The sequence below is a fragment of the Dactylosporangium salmoneum genome (assembly GCF_039532525.1).
Taxonomy (GTDB): Bacteria; Actinomycetota; Actinomycetes; order Mycobacteriales; family Micromonosporaceae; genus Dactylosporangium; species Dactylosporangium salmoneum.
This window is the reverse complement of record NZ_BAAARV010000124.1, coordinates 81,963-98,387: the sequence shown is the minus strand read 5'-3', so window position 1 is coordinate 98,387 and position 16,425 is coordinate 81,963. Positions and strand designations below refer to the sequence as shown.

16 protein-coding genes are annotated in these 16,425 nt (G+C 72.9%); 6 read left to right on the top strand and 10 right to left on the bottom strand.

Features of this window, described 5'->3' with window-relative positions; translation table 11 throughout:
* Nucleotides 1-21 precede the first annotated feature (21 nt).
* The gene (locus tag ABD352_RS52540; protein ID WP_344620202.1) at nucleotides 22-1,047 is read left to right on the top strand and encodes a helix-turn-helix domain-containing protein; all 1,026 of its coding nucleotides are present in this window, start codon (nucleotides 22-24) and stop codon (nucleotides 1,045-1,047) included.
* A gap of 36 nt (nucleotides 1,048-1,083) precedes the next feature.
* Here ABD352_RS52540 and ABD352_RS52535 read toward each other — a convergent pair whose 3' ends face one another.
* The 4 genes from ABD352_RS52535 to ABD352_RS52520 form a co-directional block, all read right to left on the bottom strand.
* Nucleotides 1,084-4,662: a LamG-like jellyroll fold domain-containing protein gene (locus ABD352_RS52535; protein ID WP_344620201.1), complete on the bottom strand. Its 3,579-nt coding sequence runs from the start codon at nucleotides 4,660-4,662 to the stop codon at nucleotides 1,084-1,086.
* A gap of 191 nt (nucleotides 4,663-4,853) precedes the next feature.
* On the bottom strand, nucleotides 4,854-6,092 hold the full coding sequence (locus ABD352_RS52530; RefSeq protein WP_344620200.1) for an LCP family protein: 1,239 nt from the start codon (nucleotides 6,090-6,092) through the stop codon (nucleotides 4,854-4,856).
* On the bottom strand, nucleotides 6,089-7,240 hold the full coding sequence (locus ABD352_RS52525) for a hypothetical protein (RefSeq protein ID WP_344620199.1): 1,152 nt from the start codon (nucleotides 7,238-7,240) through the stop codon (nucleotides 6,089-6,091). Before ABD352_RS52525 ends, ABD352_RS52530 begins: the two co-directional genes overlap by 4 nt.
* 77 nt (nucleotides 7,241-7,317) lie before the next feature.
* Nucleotides 7,318-7,620 carry a TfoX/Sxy family protein gene (locus tag ABD352_RS52520; RefSeq protein WP_344620198.1) on the bottom strand — a complete coding sequence of 101 codons (303 nt, stop codon included), beginning with the start codon at nucleotides 7,618-7,620 and terminating at the stop codon, nucleotides 7,318-7,320.
* A 25-nt stretch (nucleotides 7,621-7,645) separates the two neighbouring features.
* Between ABD352_RS52520 and ABD352_RS52515 the strand changes: the two genes are divergently transcribed.
* On the top strand, nucleotides 7,646-8,182 hold the full coding sequence (locus tag ABD352_RS52515; RefSeq protein WP_344620197.1) for a hypothetical protein: 537 nt from the start codon (nucleotides 7,646-7,648) through the stop codon (nucleotides 8,180-8,182).
* Nucleotides 8,183-8,237: 55 nt separating this feature from the next.
* Nucleotides 8,238-8,801: a 3'-5' exonuclease gene (locus ABD352_RS52510; protein ID WP_344620196.1), complete on the top strand. Its 564-nt coding sequence runs from the start codon at nucleotides 8,238-8,240 to the stop codon at nucleotides 8,799-8,801.
* Here ABD352_RS52510 and ABD352_RS52505 read toward each other — a convergent pair.
* Nucleotides 8,789-8,947, bottom strand: coding sequence for a hypothetical protein (locus ABD352_RS52505; protein ID WP_344620195.1), 159 nt, complete (start codon nucleotides 8,945-8,947; stop codon nucleotides 8,789-8,791). The genes ABD352_RS52510 and ABD352_RS52505 overlap by 13 nt on opposite strands.
* A gap of 155 nt (nucleotides 8,948-9,102) precedes the next feature.
* Here ABD352_RS52505 and ABD352_RS52500 point away from each other — a divergent pair, with 155 nt between their 5' ends.
* The 3 genes from ABD352_RS52500 to ABD352_RS52490 all read left to right on the top strand — a co-directional run bounded on the left by ABD352_RS52500 (nucleotide 9,103) and on the right by ABD352_RS52490 (nucleotide 10,654).
* Complete coding sequence (locus tag ABD352_RS52500) at nucleotides 9,103-9,363, top strand: hypothetical protein (protein ID WP_344620194.1); 261 nt, start codon at nucleotides 9,103-9,105, stop codon at nucleotides 9,361-9,363.
* 112 nt (nucleotides 9,364-9,475) lie between these two features.
* Nucleotides 9,476-10,273 (top strand): SAM-dependent methyltransferase, encoded by a 798-nt coding sequence (locus ABD352_RS52495; protein WP_344620193.1) that lies wholly within the window; start codon nucleotides 9,476-9,478, stop codon nucleotides 10,271-10,273.
* Between the two features lie 87 nt (nucleotides 10,274-10,360).
* A complete protein-coding gene (locus ABD352_RS52490) occupies nucleotides 10,361-10,654 on the top strand; it encodes a hypothetical protein (RefSeq protein WP_344620192.1) in 294 nt (97 codons plus the stop codon).
* Here ABD352_RS52490 and ABD352_RS52485 read toward each other — a convergent pair.
* From ABD352_RS52485 to ABD352_RS52465, 5 genes are all read right to left on the bottom strand, one after another.
* Nucleotides 10,634-11,839 carry an MFS transporter gene (locus tag ABD352_RS52485; protein WP_344620191.1) on the bottom strand — a complete coding sequence of 402 codons (1,206 nt, stop codon included), beginning with the start codon at nucleotides 11,837-11,839 and terminating at the stop codon, nucleotides 10,634-10,636. The two genes, ABD352_RS52490 and ABD352_RS52485, sit on opposite strands and share 21 nt — an antisense overlap.
* A 39-nt stretch (nucleotides 11,840-11,878) precedes the next feature.
* On the bottom strand, nucleotides 11,879-12,367 hold the full coding sequence (purE, locus tag ABD352_RS52480) for a 5-(carboxyamino)imidazole ribonucleotide mutase (protein WP_344620230.1): 489 nt from the start codon (nucleotides 12,365-12,367) through the stop codon (nucleotides 11,879-11,881).
* A 35-nt stretch (nucleotides 12,368-12,402) separates the two neighbouring features.
* Nucleotides 12,403-13,533: a 5-(carboxyamino)imidazole ribonucleotide synthase gene (locus ABD352_RS52475; protein WP_344620190.1), complete on the bottom strand. Its 1,131-nt coding sequence runs from the start codon at nucleotides 13,531-13,533 to the stop codon at nucleotides 12,403-12,405.
* 255 nt (nucleotides 13,534-13,788) lie between these two features.
* Nucleotides 13,789-14,355 (bottom strand): hypothetical protein, encoded by a 567-nt coding sequence (locus tag ABD352_RS52470; RefSeq protein WP_344620189.1) that lies wholly within the window; start codon nucleotides 14,353-14,355, stop codon nucleotides 13,789-13,791.
* Nucleotides 14,356-14,447: 92 nt separating this feature from the next.
* Entirely contained in the window at nucleotides 14,448-16,418 is a 1,971-nt protein-coding gene (locus ABD352_RS52465) for a thioredoxin domain-containing protein (protein WP_344620188.1), read from the bottom strand.
* Nucleotides 16,419-16,425 lie beyond the last annotated feature (7 nt).

Genomic DNA, 16,425 nt, shown 5'->3' with positions numbered 1-16,425 from the left:
AGCACGTCGGGGCAGGGCGGAATGCTGGAGTTGCTTGGTCTGAACGCGCGGACCGAGGCCGTGTACCGGGCCATGCTCGGCAACCGCAGCTGGGGCATCCGGCAGATCGCCGACCACCTCGAGCTCACCAACGCCCAGGTGAAGGCGGCGCTCGATCAGCTGGCCGAGCTGTCGCTGCTCACGCCGGCCTCGACCGAGCCGGGCGAGTGGCATGCGGTGCATCCGGCGATCGGCCTCTCGGCGCTGCTCGCGCGGGCCGAGGCGGAAGTCAGCGCGCGCCGGCGGCAGATCGATGACACGCGGGCGGCCATCCTGGCGATCGCCGCGCAGCACACGGCGCCGGGCGCGGGCGCCGACGATGACGCGCCGCGGCGGCTGGTGGGCGTGGACGCGGTACGCCGGCGGATGCTGGACCTGAGCGCGGCCGCGAGCCGGGAGTGCCTGTCGCTGAACCCGACGGCGGCGCAGACGACCGCGGCGAAGACCGCGAGCAAGCCGCTCAACCAGCAGATGCTCGAGCGCGGGGTGGCGATCCGGTGCATCTACCAGGAAAGCTTCCGCAACGAGCCGCACCTGGTCGCGGAGGCCAAGTGGCTCACCGCGCTCGGCGGGGAGATGTACACGGTGCCGATCGTGCCGCTGCTCATGGTGATCTACGACCGCTCGACGGTGCTGTTGCCGATCGACCCGGCCGACACGCAGGCGGGGGCGCTGGAGGTGCGCAGCCCTGGGCTGGTCCGGACCGCCTGCGCGCTGTTCGACCAGCTGCTCGCCGTGGCCACGCCCTTCGGGGCGGCGACGCTGCGGGACGAGCAGGGGCTGGACCCGCTCCAGCGGCAGCTGCTCGCGCTGCTGGCGGCCGGGCACACCGACGGCGTCGTGGCGCGGCGGCTCGGGGTCTCGCTGAGCACCGTGCGGCGGCTCATGGCGACGCTCATGGAGCGGCTGGAGGCCCGCAGCCGGTTCCAGGCCGGGCTGCACGTCGAGCAGCGGGGCTGGCTGCGCCAGACCGGGGAGCAGACGCCGCGGGCCGCGCCGTCGGTGTGACGGCGCGGCCCGGGGATCCTTCGGTCGACGGTCGGCTCAGCCCTGCTGGTAGAGGGCCATCACCTCGCGGGCGCTCAGCGCGCCCTGGTAGACCTTCACCTGGTCGATGACGCCGTTGAGCGTCGAGCCGGTGCCGCCCATCAGGCCGCCGAGCATCAGCGGGCCGGTGGAGTCCAGGCCCTTGGCGCCGTTGCCGACGGTGGTCTGCGCCACGCCGTTGACGTAGAGCGTCACCTTGCCGGCCGGCCGATCGAAGACGCCGACCAGGTGCACCCAGGTGCCCGCCGTCGGCGCGGCGTTCGACACCGCCGTGGTCCAGGCGAGGCCGCCGGTGCCGTTGGTCGTGTTGACCGAGAAGTTCCACCGCGGTGTGGTTCCGCCGGTGTAGTTGAGCTTGATGATGGAGCCGATCGACTCGCCCTGCTGGATCACCACGCCCTCATTCGTCGGCAGGCTGGCGAGCTTCACCCAGGCCGAGACGGTGAGCGACTCGTCGGTGACGAGCACGGGGGTGTTGACCTTGGCGTACCCGCCCTGGCCGAGCGCCCCGTTGACCTGGAGGGCGTCGTTGCCGTCGTGACCGGCCGCAGTGAACTGCGTGGTCGGCGAGGCGTTCGCCCAGCCCGGGTCGAGCGTCGCCGGGCGGCCGAAGTACGCGCCGTCGAGGACGTTGTCGCAGTAGCAGTCCACGCCGCCGGAGAAGTCCCAGTTGCCGACCTCGGTCGCGGCGAGCACGCCGGGCATGGCCGGCACGCCGTTGGTGGCGTCGGCGTTGGTGCCCAGCAGGTCGTCGGTCGTCACCGCGCGGCTCCAGGCCCGCACGTCGCCGGCGCGGCTGATGCCCAGCGGCATCGCGGCCCCGGCCACCTTCGCCCAGCCGACGTGGAACTTGCCGGTCGCGTTCCACGGCGTCGCCGTGCGGGACGCCGTCTGCGCGAGCACGCCGTCCTTGTACAGCTTCATCGTCTTCTCACCGGCGTCGTACACGGCGGTCAGGTGCGTCCACACGTCGACGGTCGCCGGCGCCGAGACGCTCGTGCTCGCCGCGGTGGTGGAGTCCGAGTCGTACATGGTGAACACGAAGCTCGTCGTGTCGGCCGAGTTGTACAGCACGAACCCGCTGGTGTTCGTGCCCTCCTGGGACACGATCGCGCGGTTGTTCGCCGTGACGTCGACGATCTTCACCCAGGCCGAGACGCTGAACGACTTCGACGTGTCCAGCAGCGTGCCCGCCGTCTTGGCGTCGCTGCCGGCGCCGAACGACGCGGTCGTCGCGCCCATGATCCGTGAGTTCGCCGCCCAGGTCACGTTGGTGCCGGTCAGCGCGACGTTGCTCACCAGATCGGTGAGGCCGTGCGTGCGGATGTCGTCGAGCGGGTAGTTCGCCACCGCGGCCGACGGGGAGCCGACCAGGAAGGTGTACGCCTTGATCGGGCTGGTGTGGCCGCCCGGGTCCTTGCTCGAGACGTAGAGCGTGTTGAGGCCGAAGCGCGGCGGGGTCAGCGTCATCGCCGGGGACGCGGCGCCGGCCGCGACCGTCACGGTGTTGGTCGGCGGGGACGTCCAGCCCCAGTTGTAGCTGATGACGTCGGAGCCGTTCGGGTCGCCGGCCGGCTCGCTGAAGGTGAACTGGCCGGAGACGCCGGGGCCGCCGGGCGCGGTGCAGGTGCCGATGCCGGCCGGGTTGCAGGCCGGGTACGCCGCCGAGGTGACGACGGGGGTCGTCGGGGCCGTTGCGTCGACGGTGAAGTCGCACCAGCCCGACCAGGGCGAGGCGTCGTTGCCGTCGTTGGTCTGCACCCGGAAGGAGTAGCTCTTGCCCTCCGCGGCGGCGCCGAGGTTGAGCTGGACCGAGCCGACGTTGTTGGCCGGCTTCGCGGGCCCGGCGACCTGGGTCACGGCGCCGGAGGGGAGCTGCTTCCACTCGAAGGTGGCGTTGAGCGTGTCGCTGCCGTCGGCGTCGACGTACTGCGCCTCGATGGACGGCGAGGTGGTACCGACGTAGCCGCCGCAGGCGACCCCGGAGTGCGGGTGCAGGTTGGCCGGCGTGCCCGGGACGGTGTTGTACGTGACGCTCAGCGACGGCGCGCCGTGCCCGTCGTTGGTGGTGTTCGTGAAGAACTTCTTCCACCGGTCCTGCGTGCTCTCGCCCGCGTTGGTGTTGGTGCAGGCGCAGAGGCCGACCGGGTAGACCGTCCAGCCGGCGTTCGCGACCGCCTGCACGTCACCGGGCAGGTTGCCGCCGACGAAGCTGACGAACATGTCGGGCTGGTTCGCGCCGCAGCCGCCCGCCTCGTTGGCGTGCGAGCCGGCCGAGGTGAGGTAGTTCGCGCTCGACCCCAGCGGCCGGGTCGACCAGGGCATCCGGCCCGCCATGCCGACGGTGATGGCGCCGTTGAGGCGGTACAGGTAGGTCGGGGTGTCGGTGCACGAGTAGGAGTGGTCCAGCCACAGGTTCACGGAGGCGCCGAGGATGTGCTTGCCGCGCCAGGTGAGGCCGCCGGACTCGGTCGGGAAGTCGAAGTACGAGCGGTACAGCGAGCCGTCGAAGCTGTTGCGCCCGACCCACGCCATGCCGCCGATGTCCCAGTTGCTGTCGATCGAATTGGCGTAGGCCCAGTTCGTCGACCCCGGGCTGATCGCCGGGTCGATGAAGAGGGGGTACACCGTCTTCGGGTCGCTCAGCGCGCTCGGGTCCGGCACCAGCTCCAGGTCGGAGCCGGCGACGCCGACCCCCAGCGGCTTGGAGACCGCGCTGACGCCGGGCCGGGACGCGTTGCTGACCAGGCCCTTGGCCGGGTTGGCCCGGGCCGCCTTGAGCTGGCTCTCGGAGACGCCGGGCAGCACCTCGCCGGCGCTGGCGAAGTCGATCGACGAGTCCCACGTCGACGCGGCCGAGGTGAGGGCGAGGGTCCGGTCACTGCGGTCGGCGAAGCGGACGTGGCCGTCCGGGGTCGCCTTCGCCGTGACGTCGCCGCCGACGGTGAAGCGGATCCGGCGCAGCGCCGGGTTCGCGGCCGCCTTCGCGTCCTTGACGACCAGCACGTGCTGGAAGCCGGTGACGGTGGCGGTCATCGCGAGGTCGACGCCGGGCAGCACCTCCGGGTAGGTCGCCGTGGCCCCGTCGACGACCGGCGCGGGCAGCTTGCCCGGCCAGCCGAGGTCGAGCCGCTTGCCGCCCTGGACCATCGTCACGACCGGCCCCACGCCGCCGGCCGAGAACCTGACCCCGGACGGGCTCGCGCTCGGCGCGAGGGTGCCGTCGGCGGAGCGCACGAGCGTGGTGTCGACGTCCGCCCACGAGCCGTCCCCGCGCTTCACCCAGCGCGGGGAGACCGAGGTCTCGAGCGTCGTCGACCCGTCCGGATTGGCGAACGCCTGCCCGGTCTGGGTGCGCGCCGCCATGATCTCGACCTTGGTCTTGCAGCTGGCCGCGACCTTCTGCGCCAGCTCCTGGTCGGCGACCGCGCTCGAGCAGGTGACCGGGGCGGCGGCGGCCTCTCCGGGCGCCGCGATGACCGGCAGCGTCGCGCCGGCCAGCAGCAGCCCGAGAGCCCCCGCGATGTGCGCCGCCCGGCCTCTGCCGGGCGAACGACCGTGCCAAGAATGGTGCATGGAATGCCCTCCGAGGAAAGAGAATCGCGTCTTTGCTCGGCTGAGCATGCGCAGCGCACCACCGCTGCGTCACTAGATCTGGTACGGCCTGTAACGGACTGACCGGATCAGGCCAGCCGTCGGCGCCGGTCAGGCGCTTTCGCGTTGACGCGGAGGGCGACCAAGGGCGCGAACCAGAGCCGCCACCGACGTCAGCTGGGGGCGACGAGTTCGGGGTGGGCGGCGATGAAGGCGGGAACCTGCTCGGTGCGCACGGCGGCGAGGAGGTCGAGGGTGGTCTGGTCGAGGGCCTCGGCATAGCGGTTGCCGGGGTCGTTGTTGAAGGTGCCGTTGTTGGTCTTGATGGTGAGCAGGTCGTCGCCGCCGATGCCGCGCATGGCGTAGGCCCAGTCGGCCAGGTCGATGCCGCCGCTGTCGATGGTCATGGCCTTGCCGACGACCTGCAGGACCTGGTTGAGCTGGACCGGGTTGGTCAGCACGTCGCGGCTGAGCAGCTTCTTGAACAGGGCCTTGAGGAACTGCTGCTGGTGGCGCTGCCGGTCGTAGTCGCTGTTGGGCAGCAGCTCCCGCTGCCGGACGTAGTCGAGCGCCTGCCACGGCTCGAGGTGCTGGTAGCCGACGTGGTACACGAACGGGGTGACGCCGGGGATCGGGGACAGGCCCTGGCCGCCGTCGGAGCGGGTGTACTGCCGGTACGGGACCTTCACCTCGCCCTTGGCGTCGTAGCCGACGTGTATCGAGGTGGTTTCCTCGTCGACGTACATGTCGATGCCGCCGAGGACGGCGACGACCTGCTGGAAGCCGGTGAAGTCGACGATGGCGGCGCCGTCGAACGTGACGCCCCACAGCGACTTGATGGTCAGGGCCAGCAGCTCGACGGCGTGGGCGCGCTGGTTGGCGCCGGTGAGGCCGGCGCCGCCCGCCGCGTAGGCCCCGTTGATCTTGTCGTGGCCGCCCGCGAAGCGTTTGGCCCCGTTGTTGTACGGCGGGATCTTCACCCAGGTGTCGCGCGGGATGGAGATGAGGAACGCGGCGTTGTGGTCGGCCGGGATGTGCAGGATGAGGATCGAGTCGGCGCGGACGGGCTCGGTGGGGTCCTGGTCCGGCCGGGCGTCGATGCCGATGAGCAGGATGTTCTTGGCGCCGGTGATGTCCACGTGCCCGCGCTGCTGGCCCCGCGTGCCGGTGTCGCCGAGCAGGTTCTCCTGGGCGACGCTGTGCGTGGCGTAGGAGAAGAGCAGCTGCTTGCCGACGAGCGCGACGCCGGACATCAGGGTGAGCACCACGCCGACCACGATGCACAGCTTCGCCCAGACCGGGGCCCGGTGGCGCGGCACGGCCGGCGGGCGGTCGCCGTCGGGTTCGGGGACTGCGCCGCCCTCGGTGCTCGCCGGGGCGCCGGGCTGGTCGGGCTGGTCTGACGTGCTCACGTGCCGGCTCCAGGGGAACGCGTGGGTGGAGGCTTCACTGTAGCTAGATCAACAACGGCTTGGCTGTGACGACCCGTTGGCCCCGGGTCCGGGGCGGGGGCGCGGCGCCGGGTCAGACGGGCGCCGAAGAGGCCGATCGCGATGAGGAACAGGCCGGCAGCGGCGGCCGCGGCGAGACCGTGGCCGGCCTCGCCCGCGCCGGTCGGCGGGGCGGCCGGGGTGTACCGCAGGAGGCGGGTCGGACCGGCCTGGTCGGAGACGGTGAGCAGGGCGCGACTGTCGGTGGTGGCGGCGATCGCCTCGCCTTGCGGCTCGTCGGGCAGCGGGGTGATGGCCGGGGTCGCGGTGGTGATGGCCGAGATCAGATCGCCGGCCGACGTGTGCCAGGTGTAGGCGTCGGCGTAGGTGCGCAGGGTGACCCAGCTGCGATCGGGGGCAACGGCCGCCCCGGTGACGAGCTCGGCGCCGAGGGAGCCGAACGGGTTGCGGGTGCCGGTCCGGGCGGGGATGAACGTCCCGGCCCGGTGCAGCAGCGCCGGCTGCGGGCCGCGCCGCAGCGGCGCGCCCGTGGTGTAGAGCCCGGCGCGGCCGGTGGCGTCCTTGGTGACCAGGATCGGGCGGTTGCCCGCGTCGAAGAGCAGCGCCTCGGCGTCGTGCGGGCCGTCGGGGTAGCGCAGCGGGAAGGGCGTCGGCGGGGCGCCGTGGTGCGACAGCCGCCAGAGGGTGACGGTGTCGCGCCGCAGGTGCGGATGGATGACATCGGTGTCGCCGGTGTCGGCGACCCACACGGTGCCGTCGGGGCCGGTGGCGAGATCTTCCGGATCGATGGCGCCGTGGGGGTACGCGATGGTGTCCGTCACCGCGCACGAGTGATCCAGCACGAACACCCCGACCGGCTCCGGCGCGGCGGGGGTGCGGCCGTTCTGCACGAGGTAGCCGGTGGGGGTGGCGAGCAGCCCGGACAGCCCGACGGCGCGCGGGTCGCTGATCGTGCACACCGTCGCCGGTGCGGGCGGGGCCGCCTGCGGCGGCGCGGCGGTCGGCCGATCGGCGGGGCGGGCCAGCACGGCGACGAGGACGGCGGCGAGCAGCCCGCCGTTGAGCGCGGGTTGCCAGGATGTCCGACCAGCGGTGTGGGCGCGCCGCACCCGCCGATTGTGGCAGAGCGAACCGCCGCGGGCACGGTAACCGCGGGTGCCGGCGCGGCTCGTTCCCCCGCCCGACGCTACGACGACGCCTGCCTGCCGGTGGCGATCCACGCGTCCAGGGTCTCGTCGTCCAGGGTGTCGGCGGCGACCAGGACGAAGCCGCGGGTTGGGCGGCCGCCCATCTCGAAGGGGCGCACGCCGGGGCGGGCCAGGGCCGGCGCGACGCCCCCGGCGCCGACGCGCACGAGCAGGTCGGGGCCGTAGACGCCGACCGCGATGGCGCCCTCCGGCAGGAACACCAGGCCGCCGAACATCCGCTTTGTCCCGGCGTCGCCCAGGCGCTCCCGAATCCGCATGACCAGGGCCTCGTCGTACGCCACGCCCGGAGTCTAGGAGACTCTCGGCATGACATCACCGCAACTCGGCCGGCCGGGGGTCGTCTCGGTGGCGGGCTGGGCGCTCGTCGGGGGCGCCGCGCTCATCGCGGCGGGCATGGCGATGGAGACGAACGAGTACTTCGTCAGCGTCAAGGTGTACGAGGACGCCGTCGCGGACGGGACCGTGACCTCCGGGTTGTTCGAGGGGCTGTCCTCGCTCTTCGTGCTGGCCGAGGTGACGTTCGTGTTCGGGCTGGCCGTGGCGCTGGCCACGCTGGCCGTGCGGACCGCGCGCGGGGTGCCGGGTGCGCGCACCGCCGCGTGGGTCCTCGCGGTGGTGGCGATGCTCTGCCCCTCGGCGTCGCTCAGCGGCCGGGCGCGGGACAGCGTGGGCACGGCCGGCGTCGTGCAGCGGGGCGTCGAGGCGAGCCTTCCGCAGTGGTACATCCCGGCGCACATCGGCATCGAGGCCGCCGCGCTGCTGTGCCTGATCGCCGGGCTGGTCCTGCTGATGACCCCCGCGGCGCGCCGCTACTTCAGGCCGGCCCCCGTCTCGGCCGCGTAGCGCCCGCGGAAAACCTGAGGCGGGCCGCGGCCCGGCGTTCCTATGCTCGACGGCCATGGGACGACTGCTCAACGTGATCGACGTCGAGGCGACGTGCTGGGACGGGCAGCCGCCGCCCGGGCAGGTCAACGAGATCATCGAGGTCGGGGTGTGCGTCGTCGACATCGAGGCGCGGGAGCGGGTCGGGCGGGACCGGATCATGGTGCGGCCGCAGCGCTCGACGGTCAGCGCGTTCTGCACCGAGCTCACCGGGATCACGCCGGAGGAGGCGGCCGGCGGGGTGACCTTCGCCGAGGCGTGCCGGCTGCTGCTCGAGCGGCACCGCTCGGACTCGCGGCCCTGGGCCAGCTGGGGGGACTACGACCGCAAGCAGTTCGCCCGGCAGTGCCACGGGGCGCAGCGGTACCCCTTCGGCTCCGTGCACGTCAACGCCAAGGCCGTCTTCGCCGACGCGCTCGGGGCGCGGCGACAGGGCATGGCCGGCGCCCTGCGGACGGCCGGCCTGCCGCTGGAGGGGCGGCACCACAACGGCGCCGACGACGCCTGGAACATCGGGGCGCTCGTGTTGTACCTCGTGGAGCGCGGCCAGTGGTCCGAGGCGCCCGACTACGGGGCCTGACCCACCCTGTCGACGATGGCCACCGCGAGCACGGCCGAGGAGTTGGTCACGTCGCCCTGCTTCAGGCCGTCCTCGTCCCGCACCATGATCGAGCGGGTGCCCAGGAAGGCGTGGGTCTGCCGGTCGAAGATGAGGTCGGTACGCATGCCCTGCACCGTCTTCCTTCCGTCCGGCTCGCGACACGTGTCACCCATGTCTCTGCGCCTGACGGGATCCGGGTTCTCGACTGCCGCAACCTCGCCCGCAAAACGGACGTTATCGGGGGAAAAGGCCTTCGAGCTTTCAGACAGGGGCGTACGGCATGACCCAGCGCGGCGATCGACTCCTCCGGTGGACGACGCGGGCCCTCATCCCCGTCGCGGCACTGTTGCCCACGCTGGCTGCCGGCCCGGCCGCGGCCGCTCCGGCGGACGGCGTCCAGGCCGGTGCGGGCTCGGACGTAGTGGTAACGGGCGCGGCGTCGGCGACGTTACTCCTGCTCCTGGCGGGTGGGGTGCTCGTCGTCGCGCGGGGCTTCTTCCGCCAGCGGCGTTCCCGCTCGGTCGGCCCGCAGCGCGGCTGAGCCCGGCCGCCGGCCAGTCCGGTGAGCCCGGCCGCCGGCCAGTCCGGTCGGGGGACGCCCGCTGCCGAATCGGGCGTGGCGGGGGAACCGGTGATTCGGGCAGAATTCCGGCATGACCGCTCCCCGTGGCTTCGCGATCGACACGAGCGTTCCGCATCCCGCCCGGCGGTACAACTACTGGCTCGGCGGCAAGGACAACTTCGCCGCGGATCGGGAGTCCGGGGACAAGATCGCGGCGGTGTACCCGCCCATTCGCATCGCCGCCATCGCCAACCGGCGGTTCCTCGAGCGGGCGGTGGCGTTCCTGGCCGGGCAGGGCGTCTCGCAGTTCCTCGACATCGGCACCGGCATCCCCGTATCCCCCAACACGCACGAGATCGCGCAGGCGATCGTGCCCGGGGCCCGGGTCGTGTACGTCGACAACGACCCCATCGTGCTCAGCCACGCGCGGGCGCTGCTCACCAGCGGGCCCGGCGGGCGGACCGCGTACATCGACGCCGACATGCGCGACCCGGCCCGGCTGCTCGCCGACGGCACCCTGCGCGACGTGCTCGACCTGAGCCGGCCCGTCGCGATCCTGCTCGTTTCCGTGCTGCACTTCGCGCCCGACGCGGCCGGGATCGTCGGGCCGCTGCTCGACGCCGTGCCCGAGGGCAGCTACATCGCGCTCACGCACCTCTCCAAGGACCTGCTCAGCCCCGAGGTGGCGGCGCAGACCGACGCCGTCAACCAGCGGTCCGGGGTCGACATGTGGTTCCGCGGCCGGGACGAGATCGAGGGGCTGGTCCGGGGGCTGGAGCCGGTGCCGCCGGGCATCGTGCCGGTGGCCGAGTGGCGGCCGGACGACGATCCCGCCGAGCGGCCGACGGCCGAGCAGGCGTCGCTCTTCGCGGTGATCGCGCGCAAATAGGCAAGCAGCTTGCCAAGGGCTCGGTGACCCCATGCAGCGGCGACGTAGCGGTACAGTGACGGCGTCACGGGACGGAGAGGGGCATCGATGTCCGATTTCTCGGCGGCCGGCGGCGTCGAATCGTTCGAGTGGAGCCGGCGGGACGCCGCGCGCTACAACGCGGCGCTGGAGAGCATCGACGAGGCCATCGCGTGCTACACCCGGCTGCGCAACCGGGCGGTCACGGCCGGGGACGCCGCGGAGGCGGCGCGGCTGCACGCCGAGCAGGCCGCCTGCCTCGCCGAGCAGGAGCGGCTGCGGCCCGACGACGCCGCGGCCGTCGCCCGGGTGCTCTCGGAGTACCCGGCGCTGACCGCCTGGCTACGCGAGCGCATCGGATAGCTCGGGCCGGCGCAGCCGCAGGCCGCGGCGGACCAGCGCCGGGCCGGCCCAGGCGACGGCCGCGAAGATCAGCGCCAGGCCGAGCCAGCCGGGCGCGCCAAGGCCGATGACCAGCGCGATCAGCAGCGGCGGGGCGGCGAGGTTGCCGATCTGGCGGCCGGTCTGCTGCGCCGCCTGGTACTGCCCCTGGGCCCAGTCCGGGGCCAGGCCGAACACCACGGCGGAGGTGGCCGTGGACAGCCACAGCTCGCCGAGCAGATGCACGAGCGCGGCCAGCACGACGAGCGCGCCGACCAGCCACGACGCGCGGTGCTCGGTCAGGCCGAAGAGCACGCAGGCGCCGGCCACGACCAGCGCGCCGCGCCGGCCCACGGGGATCGCGTCGGCCGCCGTCGCCGTGCCGCGGGAGGCCCACACCTGCAGGGTCACGCAGCCGATCGTGTTGACGAGCAGCGCGGCGCTGACGAGGGCGACGGGGGCGTGGGTGTACCGCACCAGCCACAACGGCAGCGCCAGGCTCACCATCTCGTTGTAGAGCGCGGCCGCGAGCCCGTCGACGAGCGCGAAGCCCATGAACGGGCGGTCGCGCAGCGCCACCATCCGCGGGCCGCCGACCGGCGCGGGCACCACCGCCGGTCGCTCGATCCGGCCGACCAGGACGGCGGCGATCAGGAAGCTCGCCGCGTTGCCGACCAGCACGACCAGGTAGCCGGCCCGGCTGTCCAGGGCGAGCGGGATACCCCCGGCGAGCGTGCCGAGCGCGATGCCGGCGTTGTTGGTCGAGCGCCAGTACGCCCGCGTCCGCACCCGCTCGGCCGGTGGCACCGCGGCCGCGATGAGCGCCCCGTTGGCCGCCTTCGCGGTCGCGTCCCCAACGGCGATGAGGCACGCGATCGCCGCGAACCCCCACACCCCCTCGACCCGGGCGAGGCCCGCGTAGCAGACCGCCGACGCGAGCAGCGCGGCGACGTAGATCCGCTTGGGGCCGAGGCGGTCCACGACGTACCCCATGGGCGTGCTCAGCACCATGCCCACCAGCGCCCCGGCGGACAGGCCGACCGCGACCTGGCCGACGGTGAGCCCGACGTACCTCGTGAGCAGCAGGGCGGACGTCGTGAGGTACGCGCCGTTGCCGAACGTGTTCACCAGCGTGGCGAACATGAGGATGCGCGACGTGCGGTTCACGCCGGGCAGCCTAACAAGACGTACGTACGGTTTTAAAGCCTATTCGCCGGTCGCCGGCTCGACGAGGGAGGCGGACAGGGCGGCGTCCTTCTCGGCCACCATGGCCCGCAGCGACTCCTGGAAGTCGCGGACCTTGGCCAGCAGCTCGGGGTCGGCGGCGGCCAGGATGCGCACGGCGAGCAGGCCGGCGTTGCGCGCCCCGGCGATCGACACGGTGGCCACCGGGATGCCGGCCGGCATCTGCACGATCGACATGAGCGAGTCGAGGCCGTCGAGGTACTTCAGCGGCACCGGCACGCCGATCACCGGCAGCGGGGTCGCCGAGGCGACCATGCCGGGCAGGTGCGCGGCGCCGCCGGCCCCGGCGATGATGACCTTCAGCCCCCGGGCCACGGCCTCACCGGCGTAGTCGAGCATCAGGTGCGGGGTGCGGTGCGCCGAGACGACCCGGACCTCGTACCCGACGCCGAACTCGTCCAGCGCCTCGGCGGCCAGCCGCATGACGGGCCAGTCGGAGTCGCTGCCCATGATGATGCCGACGTCCACCGGGTTCGGCTCGCCGATCAATGCTGGTACCCCTCTTCGAGAATCTGGGCCGCGCGGCGGGCGCGCCGGCGGCAGTCGTCCATGTCGTCGCCCAGCACCGTGACGTGACCGATCTTGCGGCCCGGGCGGACCTGCTTGCCGTACAGGTGGACCTTGGCCCCGGGCTCCTCGGCGAACAGGTGGTGCAGCCGCTCGTCGATCGACATCCCGCCGGGCTCGCCGCCCAGCACGTTGGCCATCACGACGGCGGGTGCGGTGAGCCGGGTGTCGCCCATCGGGTAGTCCAGCACGGCCCGCAGGTGCTGCTCGAACTGCGAGGTCCGGGCCCCCTCGATGGTCCAGTGCGCCGAGTTGTGCGGGCGCATCGCGAGCTCGTTGATGAGCAGCCGCCCGTCGGTCGTCTCGAACAGCTCGACCGCCAGCACGCCGACCACGCCGAGCCCGGTCGCGATGTCGATGGCCAGCCGCTGGGCCTGCACCGCGAGGTCCTCGTCCAGCCCGGGGGCCGGCGCCAGTACCTCCACGCAGATCCCGTTCTCCTGGACGGTCTCGACGATGGGGTACGCCGCGACCTGCCCCAGCGGCGAGCGCGCCACGACGGCGGCCAGCTCGCGACGCAGCGGCACCAGCTCCTCGGCCACGATCTCGACGCCGTCGGGGATGTCGGCCGGCGAGTCGGCCACGAACACGCCCCGCCCGTCGTACCCGCCGGTCGCCGTCTTCACGATGATCGGCCACCCGACCTCGTCCCCGAACGCCTTGGCGTCCCCGGCCGTCCAGCGCGGCATCGGGAACCCCTTCGCGCCGAGGTGCTCGCGCATGAGCCGCTTGTTCTGGGCGTACTGCAGGGCGTCCGCCCCCGGCAGCAGCGTGTGCCCCTCGGCCGCGAGCGCCCGGATGAGCTCGCCGGGCACGTGCTCGTGGTCGAAGGTGACCACGTCGCAGCCCTTGGCGAACTCCCGCAGCGCGGCCAGGTCGTCGTGCCGGCCGATCTGCACGTCGGCGGCGACCAGCGCGGCGCCGTCCTCGGGCGATACGGCGAGCACGCGCAGCGACTGGCCGAGAGCGATGGCGGCCTGGTGGGTCATCCGGGCCAGCTGCCCCCCGCCCACCATGCCGACGACGGGAAGTCCGGTTCGGGTGTCCATAGGGTGGCCAGCCTAGCGTTTTCGCTCCTCACACCCGGAACCGGCCGAGCTCGCGCAGTCGGGCAGTTGGCTACAGATACGAAAAGTCGGGCACTCCGTGCCGCGACTTTTCGGATATTTACCCTGTCGGGTTATAAGTCCGATATGTCGTGGCGCGGAGCGCCCGACATGTCGCTTTTGCTGGTTATCGGGCGGGCGCAGCGGGTTCGGGCATGTCCGACTTGCTCGACGTACCGCTGCGCCCGGTCTTGAACATCACACCGCCGGACCGCGCCTGCGCAGCTCGTCGACGGACTCCATGGCCTGGCGCAGCTCGCTCAGCCAGGTGTCGGCGTGCTGGCCGACCAGGGCCACGCACCAGGCCAGGGCCTCCGAGCGGGACCGGGCCACGCCGGAGTCGACCAGCGTGTCGAGGACCTGGCGCTCCGCCTGACGCAGGCGGGTCATCACCGGCGCCGAGTGGGTGGTGAACAGCTCGCGGGCCTCGCCGACCTGCACGCCCCACGAGACCTTGCGCCGGTAGCGGCGCTCCAACTGCTGCGCGATGCCGATGCGCTGGTCCCGCGTGGTCTCCCGGAAGCCGGCGACCCGGCCCTGGGCGGCCGCGGCCCGGTCGGCCTCGCTCGCGTCCTCGGCCAGGGCCGGCTCACTCAGGCGGCCCACGATCAGGATCTCGTCCCGGTCGATGGTCACCTCGGCCGGCCCCTGGAACCAGCCCTCCGGCAGCGCGCCGGCGATCCAGGCGGTGGCGTCGTCGGCCGGCGGCGGCTCGCTGCGGGGCCCGCCGCCCCGGCCCCAGGGCACGTCTCCTCGTCGCATCATCTCTTACCCCTTTGCTCGTGCAACCTTGATTACACGATTACACCCCTGCACGGAGACGCCAAGGGTCCGGAGTTCGCCCAGCGAGAACACGATCAGGCGAGCTTGGCGACCAGGTCCTCCAGCGCCGTGACGGGCGCGTCGCAGACGAAGCCGCGGCAGACGTACGCCGTGGGGAGCCCGTCACGCAGCGACCGGGACGCGAGCAGCGGCACGCCCTCCCGGTCCGGCTCGCCGGCCACCACGACGGCCCCGGGCGGGGCGTGCCACCAGGCGGCCGCCACCAGCGGGTCGTCGGGGTCGGCGGTGGCGATCGCGATCTCGTACGGCCCGGAGACGAGCGCCTCGCCGGTGGCGCAGGCGTAGCCGGTGAACCGCCCGTGGGTCGAGGCCACCGCCGCGATGGTGGCGAGGGCCTGCTCGGCCGCCTCGCGGTACGACGGTTCCGCCGTCAGCGCCGAGAAGGCGACGAGCGCCGCGGCGACCGCCGACAGGCCCGAGGGCGTGGCGTTGTCGGTGATGTCGGCCGGCCGGGCGACGAGCGCCTCGGCGTCGTCGGCGGTGTCGAAGAAGCCGCCGCTGTCGGGGTCGCGGAAGCGCGCCAGCGCCACGTCCAGCAGCTGTCGGGCCAGGTCGAGCCAGCGCCCGTCGCCGGTGGCCTGGTGCACCGCGCAGAACGCCTCCGCGACGGCGCCGTAGTCCTCCAGGACGCCGGCCGGCTCGCCGGCCACGCCGTCGCGGGAGACCCGGCGCAGGCGGCCGTCGACCAGGTGGACGCGGGCCAGGAACTCGGCTGTGCGCACCGCGAGCGCGACCGCGTCGGCGTCGCCGTACGCGCGGCCGAACTCGACCAGCGCGGTGATCGCCAACCCGTTCCAGGCGGCCACCACCTTGTCGTCCCGCGCCGGCTGCGGCCGCGCGGCGCGGGCCCGCAGCAGCTTGCCCCGGACGTCTTCCCAGCGCTCGGCGTTCGTCGGGTCCTCGGGCAGCTGCAGGACGGAGCTGCCGTGCTCGAAGGTGCCCTGCGGGGTCACCTTGAGGAGGTACCGCGCCCAGGCCGCGTCGATCTCGCCGAGCACCTCGTCGAGCTGCGCCGGCGTCCACACGTAGGTGAGGCCCTCCTCGCCGTCGGCGTCGGCGTCCAGCGCGGAGACGAACCCGTGCCCGTCGTGCAGGTCGCGGGCCAGGAAGGCGGCCGTCTCGTGGGCCACCCGCCGCCCGGTCCCGCTGCCGGCGACGCGGTCGAGGTGGGTGTACACCCGCAGGAGCAGGGCGTTGTCGTACAGCATCTTCTCGAAGTGCGGCACGGTCCAGGTGCGGTCGACGGCGTACCGCGCGAAGCCCCCCGCCAGCTGGTCGTACATGCCGCCGCGGGCCATCCGCTCGCACGTGTGCTGGACCGCGTCGAGCACGTCGTCGTCGCGCGTGCGCTGGTAGTGCCGCAGCAGGAAGAGCAGCGCCATGTGCGGCGGAAACTTGGGCGCCCCGCCGAAGCCGCCGTGCTCGGCGTCGTAGGACTGCATCAGGGTGGCGGCGGCGTCGTGCAGTACCGAATCGGTCAGGGCTTTGGCGGCCGGACGCTCCGCCACCTGGCGCACGGCCTCGACCACGGCGGCGCTCTGCTTGACCACCGCCTCGCGCTGCACGCGCCACGCGTCGGACACGGCCCGGACCAGCCGCAGGAAGGCATCCCGCGGGAAGTACGTCCCGCAGTAGAACGGCTGCCCGTCAGGCGTGGCGAACACCGTCATCGGCCACCCGCCCTGCCCGGTCATGACCTGCGTCGCGGTCATGTACACCGCGTCGACGTCGGGCCGCTCCTCCCGATCCACCTTGACCGGCACGGTGAGCTCATTGACCAGCGCCGCGACTTCCTCGTCCTCGAACGATTGGTGCGCCATGACATGACACCAATGACAAGCCGCGTACCCGACCGAGATGAGCACGGGCACATCCCGCCGCCGCGCTTCCTCGAACGCCTCCGGCGACCACTGCCACCAGTCGACCGGATTGTCCTTGTGCTGCAGCAGATAGGGCGACGTCGCACTGGCGAGACGATTGGCCATGTCTCAA